This is a genomic window from Pseudoalteromonas denitrificans DSM 6059 (genome assembly GCF_900112265.1).
GTDB lineage: Bacteria > Pseudomonadota > Gammaproteobacteria > Enterobacterales > Alteromonadaceae > Pseudoalteromonas > Pseudoalteromonas denitrificans.
Genome location: NZ_FOLO01000004.1, coordinates 162,243 through 178,736, shown reverse-complemented (window position 1 = coordinate 178,736; position 16,494 = coordinate 162,243). Strand labels below are relative to the sequence as shown.

The 16,494-nt window shown below is 37.5% G+C and carries 13 protein-coding genes; 9 read left to right on the top strand and 4 right to left on the bottom strand.

Annotation, left to right across the window (positions count from 1 at the left end; all coding sequences use genetic code 11):
* Window positions 1-107: 107 nt before the first annotated feature.
* The 3 genes from BM088_RS04455 to BM088_RS04445 all read right to left on the bottom strand — a co-directional run bounded on the left by BM088_RS04455 (window position 108) and on the right by BM088_RS04445 (window position 3,174).
* Entirely contained in the window at window positions 108-527 is a 420-nt protein-coding gene (locus tag BM088_RS04455; protein ID WP_091980481.1) for a SufE family protein, read from the bottom strand.
* Window positions 528-542: 15 nt separating this feature from the next.
* Window positions 543-1,760 carry an aminotransferase class V-fold PLP-dependent enzyme gene (locus BM088_RS04450; RefSeq protein WP_091980477.1) on the bottom strand — a complete coding sequence of 406 codons (1,218 nt, stop codon included), beginning with the start codon at window positions 1,758-1,760 and terminating at the stop codon, window positions 543-545.
* Window positions 1,761-1,887: 127 nt separating this feature from the next.
* The gene (locus BM088_RS04445; protein ID WP_091980474.1) at window positions 1,888-3,174 is read right to left on the bottom strand and encodes a citrate synthase; all 1,287 of its coding nucleotides are present in this window, start codon (window positions 3,172-3,174) and stop codon (window positions 1,888-1,890) included.
* 418 nt (window positions 3,175-3,592) lie between these two features.
* Between BM088_RS04445 and sdhC the strand changes: the two genes are divergently transcribed.
* From sdhC to sucD, 8 genes are all read left to right on the top strand, one after another.
* Window positions 3,593-3,970 (top strand): succinate dehydrogenase, cytochrome b556 subunit, encoded by a 378-nt coding sequence (sdhC, locus tag BM088_RS04440; RefSeq protein WP_091980585.1) that lies wholly within the window; start codon window positions 3,593-3,595, stop codon window positions 3,968-3,970.
* On the top strand, window positions 3,961-4,308 hold the full coding sequence (gene sdhD / locus BM088_RS04435; protein WP_091980469.1) for a succinate dehydrogenase, hydrophobic membrane anchor protein: 348 nt from the start codon (window positions 3,961-3,963) through the stop codon (window positions 4,306-4,308). The genes sdhC and sdhD overlap by 10 nt, the downstream gene beginning before the upstream one ends.
* Complete coding sequence (sdhA, locus tag BM088_RS04430; RefSeq protein ID WP_091980464.1) at window positions 4,309-6,078, top strand: succinate dehydrogenase flavoprotein subunit; 1,770 nt, start codon at window positions 4,309-4,311, stop codon at window positions 6,076-6,078. It abuts the gene before it with no gap.
* A gap of 10 nt (window positions 6,079-6,088) precedes the next feature.
* Window positions 6,089-6,808 carry a succinate dehydrogenase iron-sulfur subunit gene (locus tag BM088_RS04425; RefSeq protein WP_091980461.1) on the top strand — a complete coding sequence of 240 codons (720 nt, stop codon included), beginning with the start codon at window positions 6,089-6,091 and terminating at the stop codon, window positions 6,806-6,808.
* Window positions 6,809-6,904: 96 nt separating this feature from the next.
* Window positions 6,905-9,718, top strand: a complete 2,814-nt coding sequence (gene sucA, locus BM088_RS04420) for a 2-oxoglutarate dehydrogenase E1 component (protein ID WP_091980456.1) — start codon at window positions 6,905-6,907, stop codon at window positions 9,716-9,718.
* Window positions 9,719-9,732: 14 nt separating this feature from the next.
* Entirely contained in the window at window positions 9,733-11,208 is a 1,476-nt protein-coding gene (gene odhB / locus BM088_RS04415; RefSeq protein ID WP_091980452.1) for a 2-oxoglutarate dehydrogenase complex dihydrolipoyllysine-residue succinyltransferase, read from the top strand.
* 241 nt (window positions 11,209-11,449) lie between these two features.
* Window positions 11,450-12,616, top strand: coding sequence for an ADP-forming succinate--CoA ligase subunit beta (sucC, locus tag BM088_RS04410; RefSeq protein ID WP_091980447.1), 1,167 nt, complete (start codon window positions 11,450-11,452; stop codon window positions 12,614-12,616).
* On the top strand, window positions 12,616-13,488 hold the full coding sequence (sucD, locus tag BM088_RS04405) for a succinate--CoA ligase subunit alpha (protein ID WP_091980443.1): 873 nt from the start codon (window positions 12,616-12,618) through the stop codon (window positions 13,486-13,488). Before sucC ends, sucD begins: the two co-directional genes overlap by 1 nt.
* Before the next feature lie 60 nt (window positions 13,489-13,548).
* Here sucD and crp read toward each other — a convergent pair whose 3' ends face one another.
* On the bottom strand, window positions 13,549-14,181 hold the full coding sequence (crp, locus tag BM088_RS04400) for a cAMP-activated global transcriptional regulator CRP (protein WP_091980438.1): 633 nt from the start codon (window positions 14,179-14,181) through the stop codon (window positions 13,549-13,551).
* Window positions 14,182-14,603: 422 nt separating this feature from the next.
* On the opposite strand from crp, the gene BM088_RS04395 reads away from it, so the two are divergent.
* A complete protein-coding gene (locus BM088_RS04395; RefSeq protein WP_091980433.1) occupies window positions 14,604-16,409 on the top strand; it encodes a pre-peptidase C-terminal domain-containing protein in 1,806 nt (601 codons plus the stop codon).
* Window positions 16,410-16,494: the final 85 nt, after the last annotated feature.

Sequence of the window (16,494 nt, the reverse complement as noted above, 5' to 3'; positions counted from 1 at the left end):
ATTTAACAATTGTAACTTATTTGTTTCTATTGCTTTAAGGTAAACTGTTTCAAAATGTGTCTAAATATTTAAAATAATTTCAATATAAGGCAAGGTATTGAATTAATTTATTTTTGAGCTGTCGCTTTGTTATGTATCACACTTAGAATCGCTTTTATTCCATTGCCTCGTGATGGGCTCAGGTGTTTTAAAAGGGACATATCTTCGAATTCTTTTTCTGGGTTTATAGATAAAATCTCACTTGGGGTGAGGTCTGAATATAAATTAATAATGATGCAAAGTAATCCTTTTACTATTCGGGTATCTGAGTTGGCATTGATAAATAGTGTATTTTCTTGTAAACCTATTTTGAATTCAAGGTGTAACCAAACTTTGCTTTCACAGCCATCAACTAAAGCAGAATCGATTTTGAGTTCATTTGATAGCTGCGGTAGTGTTTTCCCTAACAGCATTATTTCACGGTATTTTTCTTGCCAAGTGTTTGCATTGGAAATTTTATTTTTAATATTGATATATGTATCATTCATAATTGTGTTCTTTAGTTAATCTAATAATGATAAACACTGCTTTAAGTGTTTTATAAAGACTTCTATTTCAGTTTTAGTATTGTAAAAGGCTAAACTTACTCTGACAGTGCCTTCTATATTTAGCGAACTCATTAATGGTTGAGTACAATGGTTTCCCACTCTTACAGCGATACCATATTGATCCAATAAAGTAGCTATATCAAATGGGTGTTCATTTTTATAATTAAAACTAATAGTGCCTATATTCTGGTCTAAATCACCATAAAGTTTAATACCTGAAATATTTTCAAGTTGATTTCTTAAAGATAGAAAAAGGGCTTTTTCGTATATTAATTGCGCATTAAAATTTATTTTATCTAAATAATCAATCGCACTACCGAATGCTATCACACCAGCGATATTAGGTGTACCTGCTTCAAATTTACTTGGGGCCTCAGAAAATATAGTTTCTTCAAATGACACTGTTTTTATCATTTCTCCGCCAGTTTGATAAACTGGCAAGGTATTCAAAACTTCATATTTACCATATAAACACCCCAAACCTGTAGGGCCCAAGGCTTTATGAGCAGAAAAAACATAAAAATCACAGTCTAGATTTTTCATATCAGGTCTTAAATGCATAAAAGCTTGAGCACCATCTATGATGGTAATTGATTGATATTTTTTGCTATATTCTATTATTTCTTTAACTGGTTGTATGTTTCCTAATGCATTAGAAGCATGGGAGAGGCTTATAATTTTAGGTTTGTAGATATCAATTAATTTAAACGTTTCACTTAATGTTATTTTTTGCAGTGTTTCATCCAGTGGGATCACTTTTAAAATTGCACCGGTTTGAGCACAGACTTGCTGCCAAGGCACAATGTTTGCGTGATGTTCTAAGGCACTAATTAAAATAATATCCCTAGGTTTTAATGATTGTGATAAACCATACGCTAGGATATTAAGAGACTCGGTAGCACCTTTTGTCCAGACTATTTCTTTAGGAACTGCATTGATAAATTGAGCAACTTTTTCACGGGTATTTTCGTAAGACGTGGTGGCTTGGTCACCTAAAGTGTGGATCCCACGGTGTACATTTGAATTTGAGTTGGTATAAAAATGATTAAGAGAATCTATGACACATTGCGGCTTTTGGCTAGTGGCTCCTGAGTCTAAATAGATCAAGGGCTGATCATTTACGATTTTATTTAGAATTGGAAAGTCATGTCTTAGAATATCAATATTGCACATTTAAAAGATCAGGTTATCAAAAGAGGGCGGTATTTTAAGGGATTTAATAATGAAAAGCGAGATACAAATGAACATGAAAAAGCTTGCAAAGCAGACCGAAAGTCTCCTTTGCAATAATGACTAATAATTATCTTTTATTAGCATCAGCGTAATCACGTTTTGTATAACCTGTATACAATTGGCGAGGACGACCGATTTTTTGACCTGGTTGAGATAACATTTCATCCCAGTGTGAGACCCAGCCAACCGTACGTGCCATAGCAAAGATAACAGTGAACATGCTTGTTGGAATACCAATTGCTTTTAAGATAATACCCGAGTAAAAATCTACATTAGGGTATAATTTTTTCTCAATAAAATAAGGGTCTTCTAATGCTATTTTTTCTAATCCCATTGCAACTTCAAGTAATGGGTCTTGAATATTAAGCTCTTTTAGCACTTCGTGACATGTTTGACGCATAACTGTTGCACGTGGATCGAAATTTTTGTATACACGATGACCAAAACCCATCAAACGGAAAGGGTCACTTTTATCTTTTGCTTTTGCAACATATTCTTCGATACGATCTGCAGTTCCAATTTCTTCTAGCATAGTTAAACATGCTTCATTAGCGCCGCCATGTGCTGGACCCCATAAAGATGCGACACCTGCAGCGATACAAGCATATGGATTTGCACCAGAAGAACCCGCAATACGTACTGTAGAAGTTGATGCATTTTGCTCGTGATCTGCATGAAGCATGAAGATTCGGTCCATTGCTTTAGCAAGTACTGGACTTACTTTGTATTCTTCAGCCGGTACAGAAAACATCATATGTAAAAAGTTTTCTGCGTAGCTTAAATCATTCTTAGGATATACAAATGGTTGGCCAATTGTATATTTATAGGCCATTGCTGAGATAGTGGGTAATTTAGCTACAAGTTTAATCGCGCTGCGCTTACGTTGCTCAGGATCTGTGATATCTAAGTCATCATGATAAAAAGAAGATAATGCACCTACTACACCACATAACATTGCCATAGGATGTGCATCTACACGGAAACCTTGAAAGAATGCACCAATTTTTTCATGCATCATAGTATTCGTCGTGATTTCATTTTCAAAATTAGCCATTTGTTCTTTGTTAGGTAATTCACCTTCAAGAAGCAAGTAACATAACTCAAGGTAGTTAGACTGTTCTGCAAGTTGGTCAATTGGGTAGCCGCGGTGTAAAAGAACACCTTTAGCACCATCGATGAAAGTGATAGCTGATTCACAAGAACCAGTAGACATGAAGCCTGGGTCGTATGTGAAATGGTTATGAGCACCTAATGAACGTACATCGATTACATCTTGACCCGCTGTGCCTGAATAAATAGGTAAGTCAATTGCGTCTTGGCCATCGATATGTAGTACTGCTTTCTTGTCTGCCATCTAAATCATCTCCTGTTATAACAAATCAATTTGTTATGATTTTAAGTCTATTGTTAAGCAAATTAGCACCATTTTAACGTATAAATGGGGATAAAAGTCAATATTAATGAAAATTAATGCAAAAAAGCATGATATATATTCTGAAAAGATTAAATAGTATACTAAAGGCTAATTTGCAAGGCATTCTAATTAAACAAAAATTGTAAATTGCTCAGGGGGAATATATACTGTGCAAGGTTTATTCTTATGAATTAAACCTACTGCGTCTGAAGTAAACGTGTAGTACCTTTTTTGGCTCGTCACCATTCTAGGTTTGTTTATTTTGATGGTTCCATTTGAATTTATTTAAACGAATAAAATTAGATGGGTGTATAAAAACAATAGTTGGGTCCTAAATGGGCCAGATGGGCAAGTAACTGTGAAAAAGCAAAGACCTGTAAATCTCGATTTATCGACTATTTCTATGCCAGCAACTGCAAAGGCTTCTATTCTTCACCGTATTACCGGTGTTGCATTATTTTTTGCCTTAACATTTGTAATTTGGGCTTGGTCAGAGTCTCTTTCATCACCTGAAGGGTTTGAATTCGTCAAGGGCCTATTTAGTGGGTTCGTTGCCAAATTCATTGCATGGGGTACTGTCACTGTGTTGGCATATCACATTATTGGTGGTATCCGTCATATCATAATGGATATGGGATATTGGGAAGAACTTGAATCAGGCAATAGCAGCGCAACAATCTCACTTGGATTGTGGGCTGTAGCAGCAGTATTGGCAGGGGTATGGATATGGTTGTAAATCAAGCATCTCTAAAACGTAATGGCGTACAAGATTTTGTATCTTTACGTGCAACAGCATTAATATTAACGGCATATTCGTTATTCATTATTGGTTATTTCTTAACAACTCCACAAGTCACTTTTGAGGCTTGGCAAGGATTATTTTCAAACTTAGCGGTTAAAGTTTTTACATTTGCAGCTTTAGTTAGCATGATGATCCATACACAAATTGGTTTATGGCAAGTACTTACTGATTACGTTAAATGTGCAAAATTACGTTCAGTATTAGGCTTTTTATTAAATCTAATGTCATTTGTGTATGTTGCAGTTGGTTTATTTGTATTGTGGGGTGTGTAAGTGAAATATTCTGTTCGTGAATTTGACTCGGTTGTAATTGGTGCTGGTGGTGCGGGTATGCGCGCAGCGCTTGCAATTACAGAATCAGGTAAAACGTGTGCATTAATTTCTAAAGTTTTCCCTACACGTTCTCATACAGTATCTGCTCAAGGTGGTATCACTGTTGCTTTAGGCAACAGCCATGAAGACCATTGGGAACAGCACATGTACGATACAGTGAAAGGTTCCGATTTTATCGGTGATCAAGATGCTATCGAATATATGTGTAAAACGGGTCCTGAAGCAATTATTGAATTAGATAAGATGGGTCTTCCTTTTTCTCGTTTTGAAAATGGTACTATCTATCAGCGTCCATTCGGTGGCCAATCAAGAAACTTTGGTGGCGAACAAGCAGCGCGTACTGCAGCAGCAGCTGACCGTACAGGTCATGCTTTACTTCATTGTTTGTACCAGCAAAATGTAAAAAATAAAACAAACGTATTCTCTGAATGGTATGCACTTGATTTAGTTAAAAACCAAGAAGGTGCTGTAGTAGGTTGTACTGCAATTGATATCGAGTCTGGCGAAGTTGTATTCTTCAAATCTCGTGCAACTGTTTTAGCAACAGGTGGCGCGGGTCGTATTTTTGCTTCTACGACAAATGCACACATTAATACGGGTGACGGTGTTGGTATGTCACTTCGTGCTGGCATTCAAATGCAAGATATGGAAATGTGGCAGTTCCACCCGACTGGTATTGCTGGTGCGGGTGTACTTGTTACAGAAGGTTGTCGTGGTGAAGGTGGTTATCTATTAAATAAAGATGGCGAACGCTTCATGGAGCGTTATGCTCCAAACGCTAAAGATCTTGCTGGCCGTGATGTTGTTGCACGCTCAATGATGACTGAAATCCGTGAAGGTCGTGGTTGTGATGGTCCTTGGGGTCCACATATCAAACTTAAACTTGATCACTTAGGTCAAGAAACACTAGAAAAACGTTTACCAGGTGTATGTGACTTATCTCGTACATTTGCTCACGTTGATCCAGTTAAAGAACCAATTCCAGTAATTCCTACATGTCATTACCAAATGGGTGGTGTACCTTGTAATGTTAATGGTCAAGCATTATCAATTGATCATAACGGTAATGAAACTATTGTCGACGGCTTATTTGCTGTAGGTGAAATTGCATGTGTATCTGTACATGGTGCAAACCGCTTAGGTGGTAACTCATTATTAGATTTGGTTGTATTTGGTCGTGCTGCTGGTAATTTCTTAGGTGAATACCTTAATGATACTCAGTCTTCAGATCATGCTGACTCAGACGTTGAAGCTGCGTTATCACGCTTTAATCGCTGGGAAACATCTAAGTCTGGTCAAGGTGAAGATCCTGTTCAAATCAAGAAAGACTTACAGCAGTGTATGCAATTAAACTTCTCGGTATTCCGTGAAGGTGATGCTATGGCACAAGGTATGAAAGAGTTAACTGAAATTCGTGAACGTTTACAACATGCACGTCTTGATGATAAATCAACAGAATTTAATACGCAGCGTATTGAGTGTTTAGAATTAGATAACTTAATGGAAACTGCTTTCTGTTCAGCTAAAGCGGCTAACTTCCGTACTGAATCTCGTGGTGCACATGCGCGTCAAGATTTCACTGAACGTGATGATAAGAATTGGTTATGCCATTCAATCTATACACCTTCTACTGAAGAAATGACTAAACGTGATGTAAATATGAAACCAGTGCATCGCGAAGCTTTCCCACCTAAAGCACGTACATACTAGGAGTCAGATGATGGCAAAATTAGCATTTTCAATTTACCGTTATAATCCTGATGTGGACACAGCACCGCGTATGCAGGATTACTCTCTTGAACTTGAAGAGGGTAGCGATATCATGATACTGGATGCATTAATCCTGTTGAAAGAACAAGATCCAACTTTATCTTTTAGACGTTCATGTCGTGAAGGTGTATGTGGTTCTGATGGACTTAACATGAATGGTAAAAATGGTTTGGCGTGTATCACACCTTTATCGACTCTTAAAAGAGGCAATAAAGCAATCGTGATCCGTCCACTTCCAGGTTTACCAGTAGTACGTGATTTAGTCATTGATATGACTCAATTCTATACTCAGTACGAAAAAGTAAAACCTTATTTGATCAATAATGATACAAACCCTCCGGCTAGAGAGCATCTTCAAAGTATCGAAGAGCGTGATAAGCTAGATGGTTTGTACGAATGTATTTTATGTGCATGTTGTTCAACGTCTTGTCCATCATTTTGGTGGAATCCAGACAAGTTTATCGGACCTGCTGGTCTTCTTCATGCGTATCGTTTCCTTGTAGATTCACGCGATACTGCAACTGAAGAACGCTTAGCAGATCTTGATGACGCATTTAGTGTTTTCCGTTGTCACGGGATCATGAATTGTGTCAGTGTTTGTCCAAAAGGTCTTAATCCAACTAAGGCTATTGGTAATATCAAATCTATGTTACTTAACCGTTCTATCTAAGTAACCAGATTTATCAATATTTAGATGGCCATATCTTAATGTTATGGCTATCTTTGTGTTTAAACTATTTCTGCGCTAGAAGAAAAGGGCTTATAAATGCACGAAGGTGTAATGAAGGCATGGTTAGATTCGTCTCACATGAATGGCGGAAACGTCGCTTATGTAGAAGACCTATATGAAGCGTATTTAGATGATGCGTCTTCGGTGCCAAATGAATGGCGTGAAGTGTTCGACCGTTTACCTAAAGTAGATGGTGTTGATGTTGAGAGTAAGCACTCTGAGATCAGGACACAATTTGAAACGCTTGCAAAAAACAAACATAAAGAAGTTGTTGTAGCTACGGGTGGAGCAGGTGATGCAAAGCAAGTTAAAGTATTACAACTGATTAATGCATTCCGATTCCGAGGCCATCAAAGTGCCAATCTTGATCCACTGAATTTGTGGAAACGGGACAAAATTCGTGAGTTAGAGCTTTCTCACCACGACTTATCAGAATCAGATCTTGACCGCGAATTTAATGTAGGTTCTTTTGCCATCGGCAAAGAAACCATGCCTTTAGGTGAGCTGTATAAAGCACTAAAAACGACTTATTGTGGTTCTATTGGTGTTGAATACATGCACATTACCTCGACAGAAGAAAAGCGTTGGTTACAACAACGTTTTGAGTCGGTCCAGTCTACACCAAACTTCACCAAAGAAAATAAGCTACGTATTCTTAAAGGATTAACTGCAGCTGATGGTCTAGAAAAATATTTAGGTGCTAAGTTCCCTGGCGCTAAACGTTTTTCATTGGAAGGTGGTGATTCTTTAGTTCCAATGTTAAAAGAACTTGTTCACCGTGCTGGCGAAAGCGGCCAAAAAGAAGTTGTTATTGGTATGGCTCACCGTGGCCGTCTTAATGTGCTTCTAAATGTGCTAGGCAAAAACCCATCAGACTTATTTGATGAGTTTGCTGGTAAAACACAAGTTAACTTGGGTTCTGGTGATGTGAAATATCATATGGGTTATTCATGTGATTTTGCTACTAAAGGTGGCAATGTTCATATGGCACTGTCATTTAACCCATCTCACTTAGAAATCGTAAATCCTGTTGTTATGGGTTCAGTTCGTGCTCGTCTTGACCGTTTAGGTTGTACAGATGGTTCAAAAGCATTACCTATTACATTACATGGCGACTCTGCAATCGCAGGTCAAGGTGTTGTCCAAGAAACTTTCAATTTATCACAGACTCGCGCATTTAGTGTGGGCGGTACAATTCGTATTGTGGTAAATAACCAAGTTGGTTTCACGACATCTAAGCAAGAAGATGTACGCTCTACAGAATACTGTACTGATATTGCTAAAATGGTACAAGCACCAATATTTCATGTTAATTCTGATGATCCAGAAGCTGTTACCCTTGTAACTCAAATTGCTTTGGATTACAGAAACAAATTTAAGCGTGATATTGTAATTGATTTAGTTTGTTATCGCCGTCACGGCCATAATGAAGCTGATGAGCCTAATGCAACTCAGCCTATTATGTATCAGAAAATTAAAAAACATCCAGTTCCTCGTCAATTATATGCTGAGCAATTAGCAGCAGAAGGTATTGTATCTCTTGATGAATCGAAACAGATTGCCAATGAGTATCGTACTAGTTTAGATGCAGGAAAATGTGTTGTTGAAGAAAAGCGACCTGAAACGTCACATTCGTCAGATTGGAGCAAGTTTGTTGGTCATGATTGGGATGTAGAATACGATGGTAGTTTATCTGTTGAAAAACTCAAAGCCTTGGCTGCTAACATCTCAATATATCCAGATGAACATAAAGCACAATCACGTGTAGCAAAGATTTACGGCGATCGTAAATTAATGGCTACTGGTGAAAAGCCTTTAGATTGGGGCATGGCTGAAAACTTAGCTTATGCATCAATTGTAAATGATGGCACTGATATTCGTATGACAGGTCAAGACTCTGGTCGAGGTACATTCTTCCATCGTCATGCTGTTGTACATAATCAAAAAGATGGTTCTACTTTCACACCTTTAGAAAATATATCTGAGGGTCAAGGTAAATTTGAAGTTTATGATTCTGTTTTATCTGAAGTTGCGGTACTTGCATTTGAGTATGGTTATGCAACTGCAGAACCAACTACATTAGTGATGTGGGAAGCGCAGTTTGGTGATTTTGCAAATGGTGCTCAGGTTGTATTTGATCAATTTTTAAGTTCTGGTGAACAAAAGTGGGGTCGCTTATGTGGTTTAACATGTATGCTACCGCATGGTTATGAAGGTCAAGGTCCAGAGCATTCATCGGCCCGTTTAGAACGATTCTTACAGTTATGTGCTGATCACAATATGCAAGTGTGTGTACCATCAACACCTGCTCAAGTATATGCTATGCTACGTCGTCAGTCAGTAAGACCACTTCGTCGTCCTTTAATTGTAATGACACCCAAATCACTTTTACGTCACCCATTAGCTGTTTCTTCTTTAGAAGAGCTATCTGAAGGTGTTTTTCACAACGTAATTGATGAAATTGATGATATTAAGCCTGAAAATATAGAACGAGTTGTATTTTGTAGTGGTAAAGTTTACTACGAGTTATTACAAGAACGCCGTAAACAAGAGCTTGATAATATTGCAATTATACGTTTAGAACAGCTATATCCTTTTCCGCATAAAGAAATGGATGAAATTATGCAGCAGTATAGCCACGTTAAAGACTTTGTCTGGTGTCAGGAAGAACCTCAAAACCAAGGTGCTTGGTATTGTTCTCAACATCAATTTAGACAAGCAATTCCAGCAGGTACTTATCTAGAGTATGCTGGACGTCCAGCATCTGCGGCGCCAGCATGTGGATACAAAGCTTTGCATGATATTGAACAAGCAGCATTAGTTGCTGACGCTCTAACAATTAAAAAATAAAAGGATCTGATGAGATGACAACCGAAATTAAGGTTCCAGTTCTTCCTGAATCTGTAGCAGACGCAACAATTGCAACTTGGCATGTTAAAGTTGGCGATACAGTAAGCCGCGATCAGAACTTAGTAGATATCGAAACAGATAAAGTTGTACTTGAAGTTGTTTCACCGGAAGATGGTGTTGTAACTGAAATTAGTCAAGAAGAAGGTGCAACCGTTTTAGGTGAGCAACTTATCGCATTAGTTGGTGCAGCCGGTGCTGTAGCAACTCCAGCAAATACTCAAGCGCCTGCAACTGCAGCGCCAGCATCAGAAGGTAACCCAGTGGATATTAACGTTCCAGTACTTCCAGAATCAGTTGCAGATGCAACAATAGCAGCTTGGCATGTTCAACCAGGTGAGGCTGTTTCACGCGATCAAAACTTAGTTGATATTGAAACAGATAAAGTTGTTCTTGAAGTTGTTGCACCTGAAGATGGTGTTATGGGTGAGCATATTCACGCTGAAGGTGATACAGTTCTAGGTGAACAGTTAATCGGTAAGATTATTGCTGGTGCAGCTCCTGCTGCAGCGTCAGTAGCACCTGCTAGCCCAGCTGCTTCAGACGAAAGTTCTGATGTATTAACACCATCAGTACGCCGTTTAATCGCAGAGAAAGGCCTTGATGCTGCTAAAATTAACGGTACTGGAAAAAATGGTCGTGTAACTAAAGAAGATGTAGATAACTTCTTAAAAGCACCAGCTCCAGCGGCTAAGTCAGCACCAGTAGCTGCCACTCCTGCACCTGTTGGCGAGCGTACTCAAAAACGTGTACCTATGACACGTTTACGTAAAACAATCGCGACACGTTTACTTGAAGCTAAAAACTCAACTGCAATGTTAACGACATTTAATGAAGTTAATATGAAGCCAATCATGGACCTTCGTAAGCAGTACAAAGATGCGTTCGAAAAACGCCATGATATCCGTTTAGGTTTTATGTCTTTTTATGTTAAAGCTGTAACTGAAGCGCTTAAGCGTTTCCCTGCAGTAAATGCATCAATTGATGGCGATGATATCGTATACCATAATTTCTTCGATATGAGCATCGCAGTATCTACTCCACGTGGCTTGGTTACACCTGTTTTACGTGATTGCGATAAAATGTCTTGTGCAGAAATAGAAAAAAATATTCGTGAGCTTGCTCTTAAAGGTCGTGATGGTAAATTAACTATCGATGACATGACAGGTGGTAACTTTACTATCACTAATGGTGGTGTATTTGGTTCTTTACTTTCAACGCCTATCTTAAACTTGCCACAAGCTGCAATTCTTGGAATGCATAAAATCCAAGACAGACCTATGGCAGTTAACGGTAAAGTTGAGATTTTACCTATGATGTATTTAGCGCTTTCTTACGATCATAGATTAATTGATGGTAAAGAGTCTGTTGGTTTCTTAGTGACAATAAAAGAGTTGCTTGAAGATCCAACGCGTTTACTGTTAGATGTTTAATAGATTAATTTAATATTTAAGCTGCACCTTAAGGTTGCAGCTTTTTTTTGGTTGATTTTTAACTCGTATTTAGATTAAAAATTAACAACTGCGAATAAATATTAGTTCTATTGTAATTTTATTGGCAATTCTTGATACAGGGTATTTCTTTGTATCGTGCGTAGATCTATACTATCCGCGCAATTTGGGAAGTTGAATAAAAATTCAGCTTGATTAGTACAAAAAAATTGGATAAAGCATCATGAATTTGCATGAGTACCAGGCAAAACAACTTTTTGCCGAATATGGTTTACCAGTATCTGAGGGTTTCGCTTGTGATACTCCTCAAGAAGCTGCTGAAGCGGCGGATAAAATCGGCGGTGATATGTGGGTTGTTAAAACTCAAGTACACGCAGGTGGTCGTGGTAAAGCTGGCGGTGTTAAGCTAGTAAAGACTAAAGAAGAAATCAAAGATTTCGCACAAAACTGGTTAGGTAAGAACTTAGTTACTTACCAAACAGATGAAAACGGTCAACCGGTTTCAAAAATTTTAGTTGAAAGCTGTACAGATATCGCTAACGAGTTATACCTAGGTGCAGTTGTTGACCGTGGTACTCGTAAAGTTGTATTCATGGCATCTACTGAAGGTGGTGTTGAAATCGAAACTGTTGCTGAAGAGACTCCTGAGTTAATTCATAAAGCGGAAATCGATCCACTTGTAGGCCCTCAAGCTTATCAAGCACGTGAGCTTGGCTTTAAACTTGGTTTAAACCCAACTCAAATGAAGCAGTTTGTTAAGATCTTTATGGGTCTTGCAAAAATGTTCAATGATTTTGATTTTGCATTATTAGAAATTAACCCATTAGTAATCACTGATGAAGGTAATTTACATTGTCTTGACGGTAAAATAGGTATCGATGGTAATGCTTTATACCGTCAACCTAAAATCCGTGAAATGCATGATCCATCTCAAGAAGATGAGCGTGAAGCACAAGCTGCACAGTGGGAACTAAACTACGTTGCGCTTGATGGCAATGTTGGTTGTATGGTTAATGGTGCAGGCCTAGCAATGGGTACAATGGACATCGTAAACTTACACGGCGGCAAGCCAGCTAACTTCCTAGATGTTGGTGGCGGTGCTACTAAAGAGCGTGTAGCTGAAGCATTTAAAATCATTCTTTCTGACGAAAACGTTAAAGCTGTTTTAGTAAACATCTTTGGTGGTATCGTTCGTTGTGACATGATCGCTGAAGGTATCATTGGTGCAGTTAAAGAAGTTGGTGTAAATGTACCTGTAGTTGTACGTTTAGAAGGTACTAACGCTGAAGCTGGTCGTGAAGTATTAGCTAACTCTGATGTTGATATCATTGCAGCTGAATCTCTAACAGATGCTGCTGAGAAAGTAGTAGCTGCTGCGGAGGGCAAATAATGTCTGTATTAATTAATAAAGATACAAAAGTAATCTGTCAAGGTTTCACTGGCGGCCAAGGTACTTTCCACTCAGAGCAAGCGCTTGAGTACGGTACACAAATGGTAGGTGGTGTTTCTCCTGGTAAAGGTGGTCAAACTCACCTTGGTTTACCTGTATTCAACACAGTTCGTGATGCTGTAAAAGAAACAGGTGCAACTGCATCTGTAATCTATGTACCAGCTCCTTTCTGTAAAGATGCAATCTTAGAAGCTATCGATGCTGGCATCGAGCTAATTGTTTGTATCACTGAAGGTATTCCTACATTAGATATGGTTGACGTTAAAGTTAAACTAGATACTTCTGGTGTTCGTATGATCGGTCCTAACTGTCCAGGTGTTATCACTCCTGGCGAGACTAAGATTGGTATCATGCCTGGTCATATCCATAAGCCTGGTAAAGTAGGTATCGTATCACGTTCTGGTACTTTAACTTATGAAGCAGTAAAACAAACGACTGATGCTGGTTTTGGTCAATCTACTTGTGTTGGTATTGGTGGTGATCCAATCCCAGGTACTAACTTTATCGACGTTCTAGAAATGTTCGAAAAAGATGACCAAACTGAAGCAATCGTGATGATTGGTGAAATTGGTGGTACTGCAGAAGAAGAAGCTGCTGAATACATCAAGCATAATGTTACTAAACCTGTAGTATCTTACATTGCTGGTGTTACTGCACCAGAAGGTAAGCGTATGGGTCATGCTGGTGCAATTATCGCTGGCGGTAAAGGTACTGCAGAAGAGAAGTTTGCTGCTCTTGAAGCTGCTGGTGTTAAAACTGTACGCTCACTAGCTGAGATCGGTAAAGCACTTACAGAAAAAACTGGCTGGTAGTCTAGCAAGTTAGTTTATTCTAATAAAAGGCCACTTAGGTGGCTTTTTTTATGTCTAAATTTATATATCAAAAACGACAATCGTTTTTCCTTTTGCAGATATTAATCCTTGTTGCTCTAAGTTTTTTAATACTCTTCCTGCGACTTCTCGTGTACAGCCTACTAAGTGAGAGATTTCTTGTCTCGTAATTTTTATTTGCATACCTTTAGGGTGTGTTAAAGCGTCTGGTTCTTTACATAGTTGCAGTAACGTACTTGCAATGCGCCCACTGACATCCATAAATGCAAGTTCTCGAACTTTAACGGTTGTATTACTGAGTCTTTTTACTATTTGAGAAGTGATTGTAAACATTAATTTAGGGAATTTTTGTATAATAGATTCAAATTTTTTATAGCTGATCTCAGCAATGATACATTGTGTTTTTGCTCTTACCCAAGCTGTGCGGATTGGATGCTCATCAAATAAACCCATTTCACCAAAAAATTCGCCAGAATTTAAATAGGCAACAATAATTTCATGCCCGTCTTCATCTTCAATGATAACACTTGCAGACCCTTCGATAAGATAAAATAACGATTTACTTGCTTCACCTGTATTGACAATAGAGCTTTTTGCGGAATAAGTTTTTTTATGACAATACGTCAAAAAGTTACCTAAGTTTTCAAATTCTATTTTTGAATGTTCAGTAGTCAATTATTAGCCTAAATACTGCCTGTTGTTATGCATAATTATGGTATGACACTGAGACTTTAGCTAATTACAACTTTGTAAGATTAGAAAAAAATATAATTTATTTCTAATTGTGTGAGCTTGCTCACAGTTTTATTTTAAAATGGTAGCTATTGTATGAATATAGAGAATCAAAATAAAAAATAGATTAGGTAACCAATTTGTAGAAATAGATATAAAAGCATCCCGATCTGAAAATTAAAAGCCCTTTGGAGAAGAAGGGCTTTTATGTATCCATTTAAAACTAATTTAGTTCCTTAAAGTAAAACAATCTTTACAAAATTGTTACTTTGTAAAATGTAATTTCAATTAACAATTTGCTAACATTGTTTTTTTGTTTATTATTCTTAGAACCTATTTCAGGTAATAAATAATAAGAGATAATAATGAAAAAAACCTTAATAAGTTTAGCAATGTTTGCTACCGTAAATGTTAATGCACAGCAGGCTTTATTTGAAGTAAAGTCATTTAATTCACCGATTGCATTAAAAATTCATCAAAAAAGCCAAGTGGTTTTATCAAGTACACAATTCTCAGTTACTCAAAAGACGTTAACTTTATCTATCCCTATAGATGGTAAACAAGTTGAGTTTAGTAAACAAACAGCATCTATTAGTAATAGTGGTAATATAGTGTGGTTAGGGGAAACTCAAAAAGGGGGACGCGCAACGTTAATTCAAGCAGGGTCTGGTGTAACAGGTACGGTTAAATTAGAGAATCGTTTATTTAAAATTAGACCAATAGAAAATAATAACCACAGTATCACTGAGATTGATGAAATAAATGCACCAAAAGAACATCATGAAGGTTTTAATGGCTCCGTAAAGAATTCAATACAAGAGCTAAGTGCGAATAGCTTATTAAATCCAGTACAAAATACGATTGCCACAGTTGCTTCTGCAGATATTAAACTTTTAGTCGTGTACACAGCAGCCGCAAAATCAAAGGTTGCTGATATAAATAGCTTGATTGACTTAGCTGTTGTAGAAACAAATACAGGCTATGCTAATTCTGCAATAAATGCACAAGTATCTGTTGTTCATAAAGCGCAAGTGACTTATACAGAGGCAAGCAATTCAAGTACAGATTTGACTCGTTTAGCTGCTACTAATGACGGTTATATGGACGAAGTACATACATTAAGAGATCAATATGGCGCAGATGTTGTTGTTCTAGTAAATGATGTCAATGGTTATTGCGGTCAAGCTGATGCGATTGGTGCGAATGCATCATCTGCATTTGTAATTGTAGATTACGACTGTGCGACGGGTTACTATTCATTTGGTCATGAAATTGGACATTTACAAGGTGCACGCCATAATCCTGAAAATGATCCAACAACAACTCCTTATGATTATGGCCATGGTTATCAAGACCCACAATCACGCTGGCGAACAGTGATGGCATACAATTGTACTTCTGGTTGCACTCGTATTAATTATTGGTCTAACCCCGATAAATCATATGCTGGAGATGTTATGGGAACAAACTCTGATAGCAACAATGCAAGAGTTTTAAATTTAACTTCTAATGCTATGGCCAATTTTAGAAGTGGTCCTGTTACACCACCTGAAGTGATTGTACTTGAAAACAACCAAAATATAGTCGTTTCAGCTGATAAAGGAAGTGAAAAATTTTATAGCTTTAATGTGCCTTCCGGTGCATCAAATATCTCAGTTTCAACTTCTGGCGGAACTGGAGATGCAGATCTATATGTAAAGCTAGGAGAAAAAGCAAGTTCAAGTATTTATGATTGTCGTTCTAGAGAAAATGATAATACTGAGCACTGTGCATTAACGCAAAGTGGTGAATATTCAATAATGGTTTCGGCTTATGCTGCTTACTCTAATATGAATTTGATAGGTTCGTATACTTTAGGGGGGAGTACACTACCAATTACAGTAACAAAAACAGATCTTTCCGGTGAAAAAGATGTATGGCAGTTTTTTTCTGTTGATGTACCAGTTGATGCTAAAAATATTAGTGTAACGCTTTCTGGTGGTACAGGAGACGCTGATATGTATCTGAGAAAAGGTAGTAAACCTACAGCATCATTGTATGATTGCCGCCCATGGAAAAATGGTAACTCAGAAGCTTGTAATGAAACTATAACTAATGCGGATACTTGGCATGTAGGTCTTAAGGGCTATGCTGCTTATACTGGGGTAAAATTAGAAATAATAGTCAAATAACTATTTTTAAATGATTCCCTAAATTTAACTATTTTTTTTTTAGGGGATCATGTTAGTATCAAATTTATGAAATTAAATATTATAA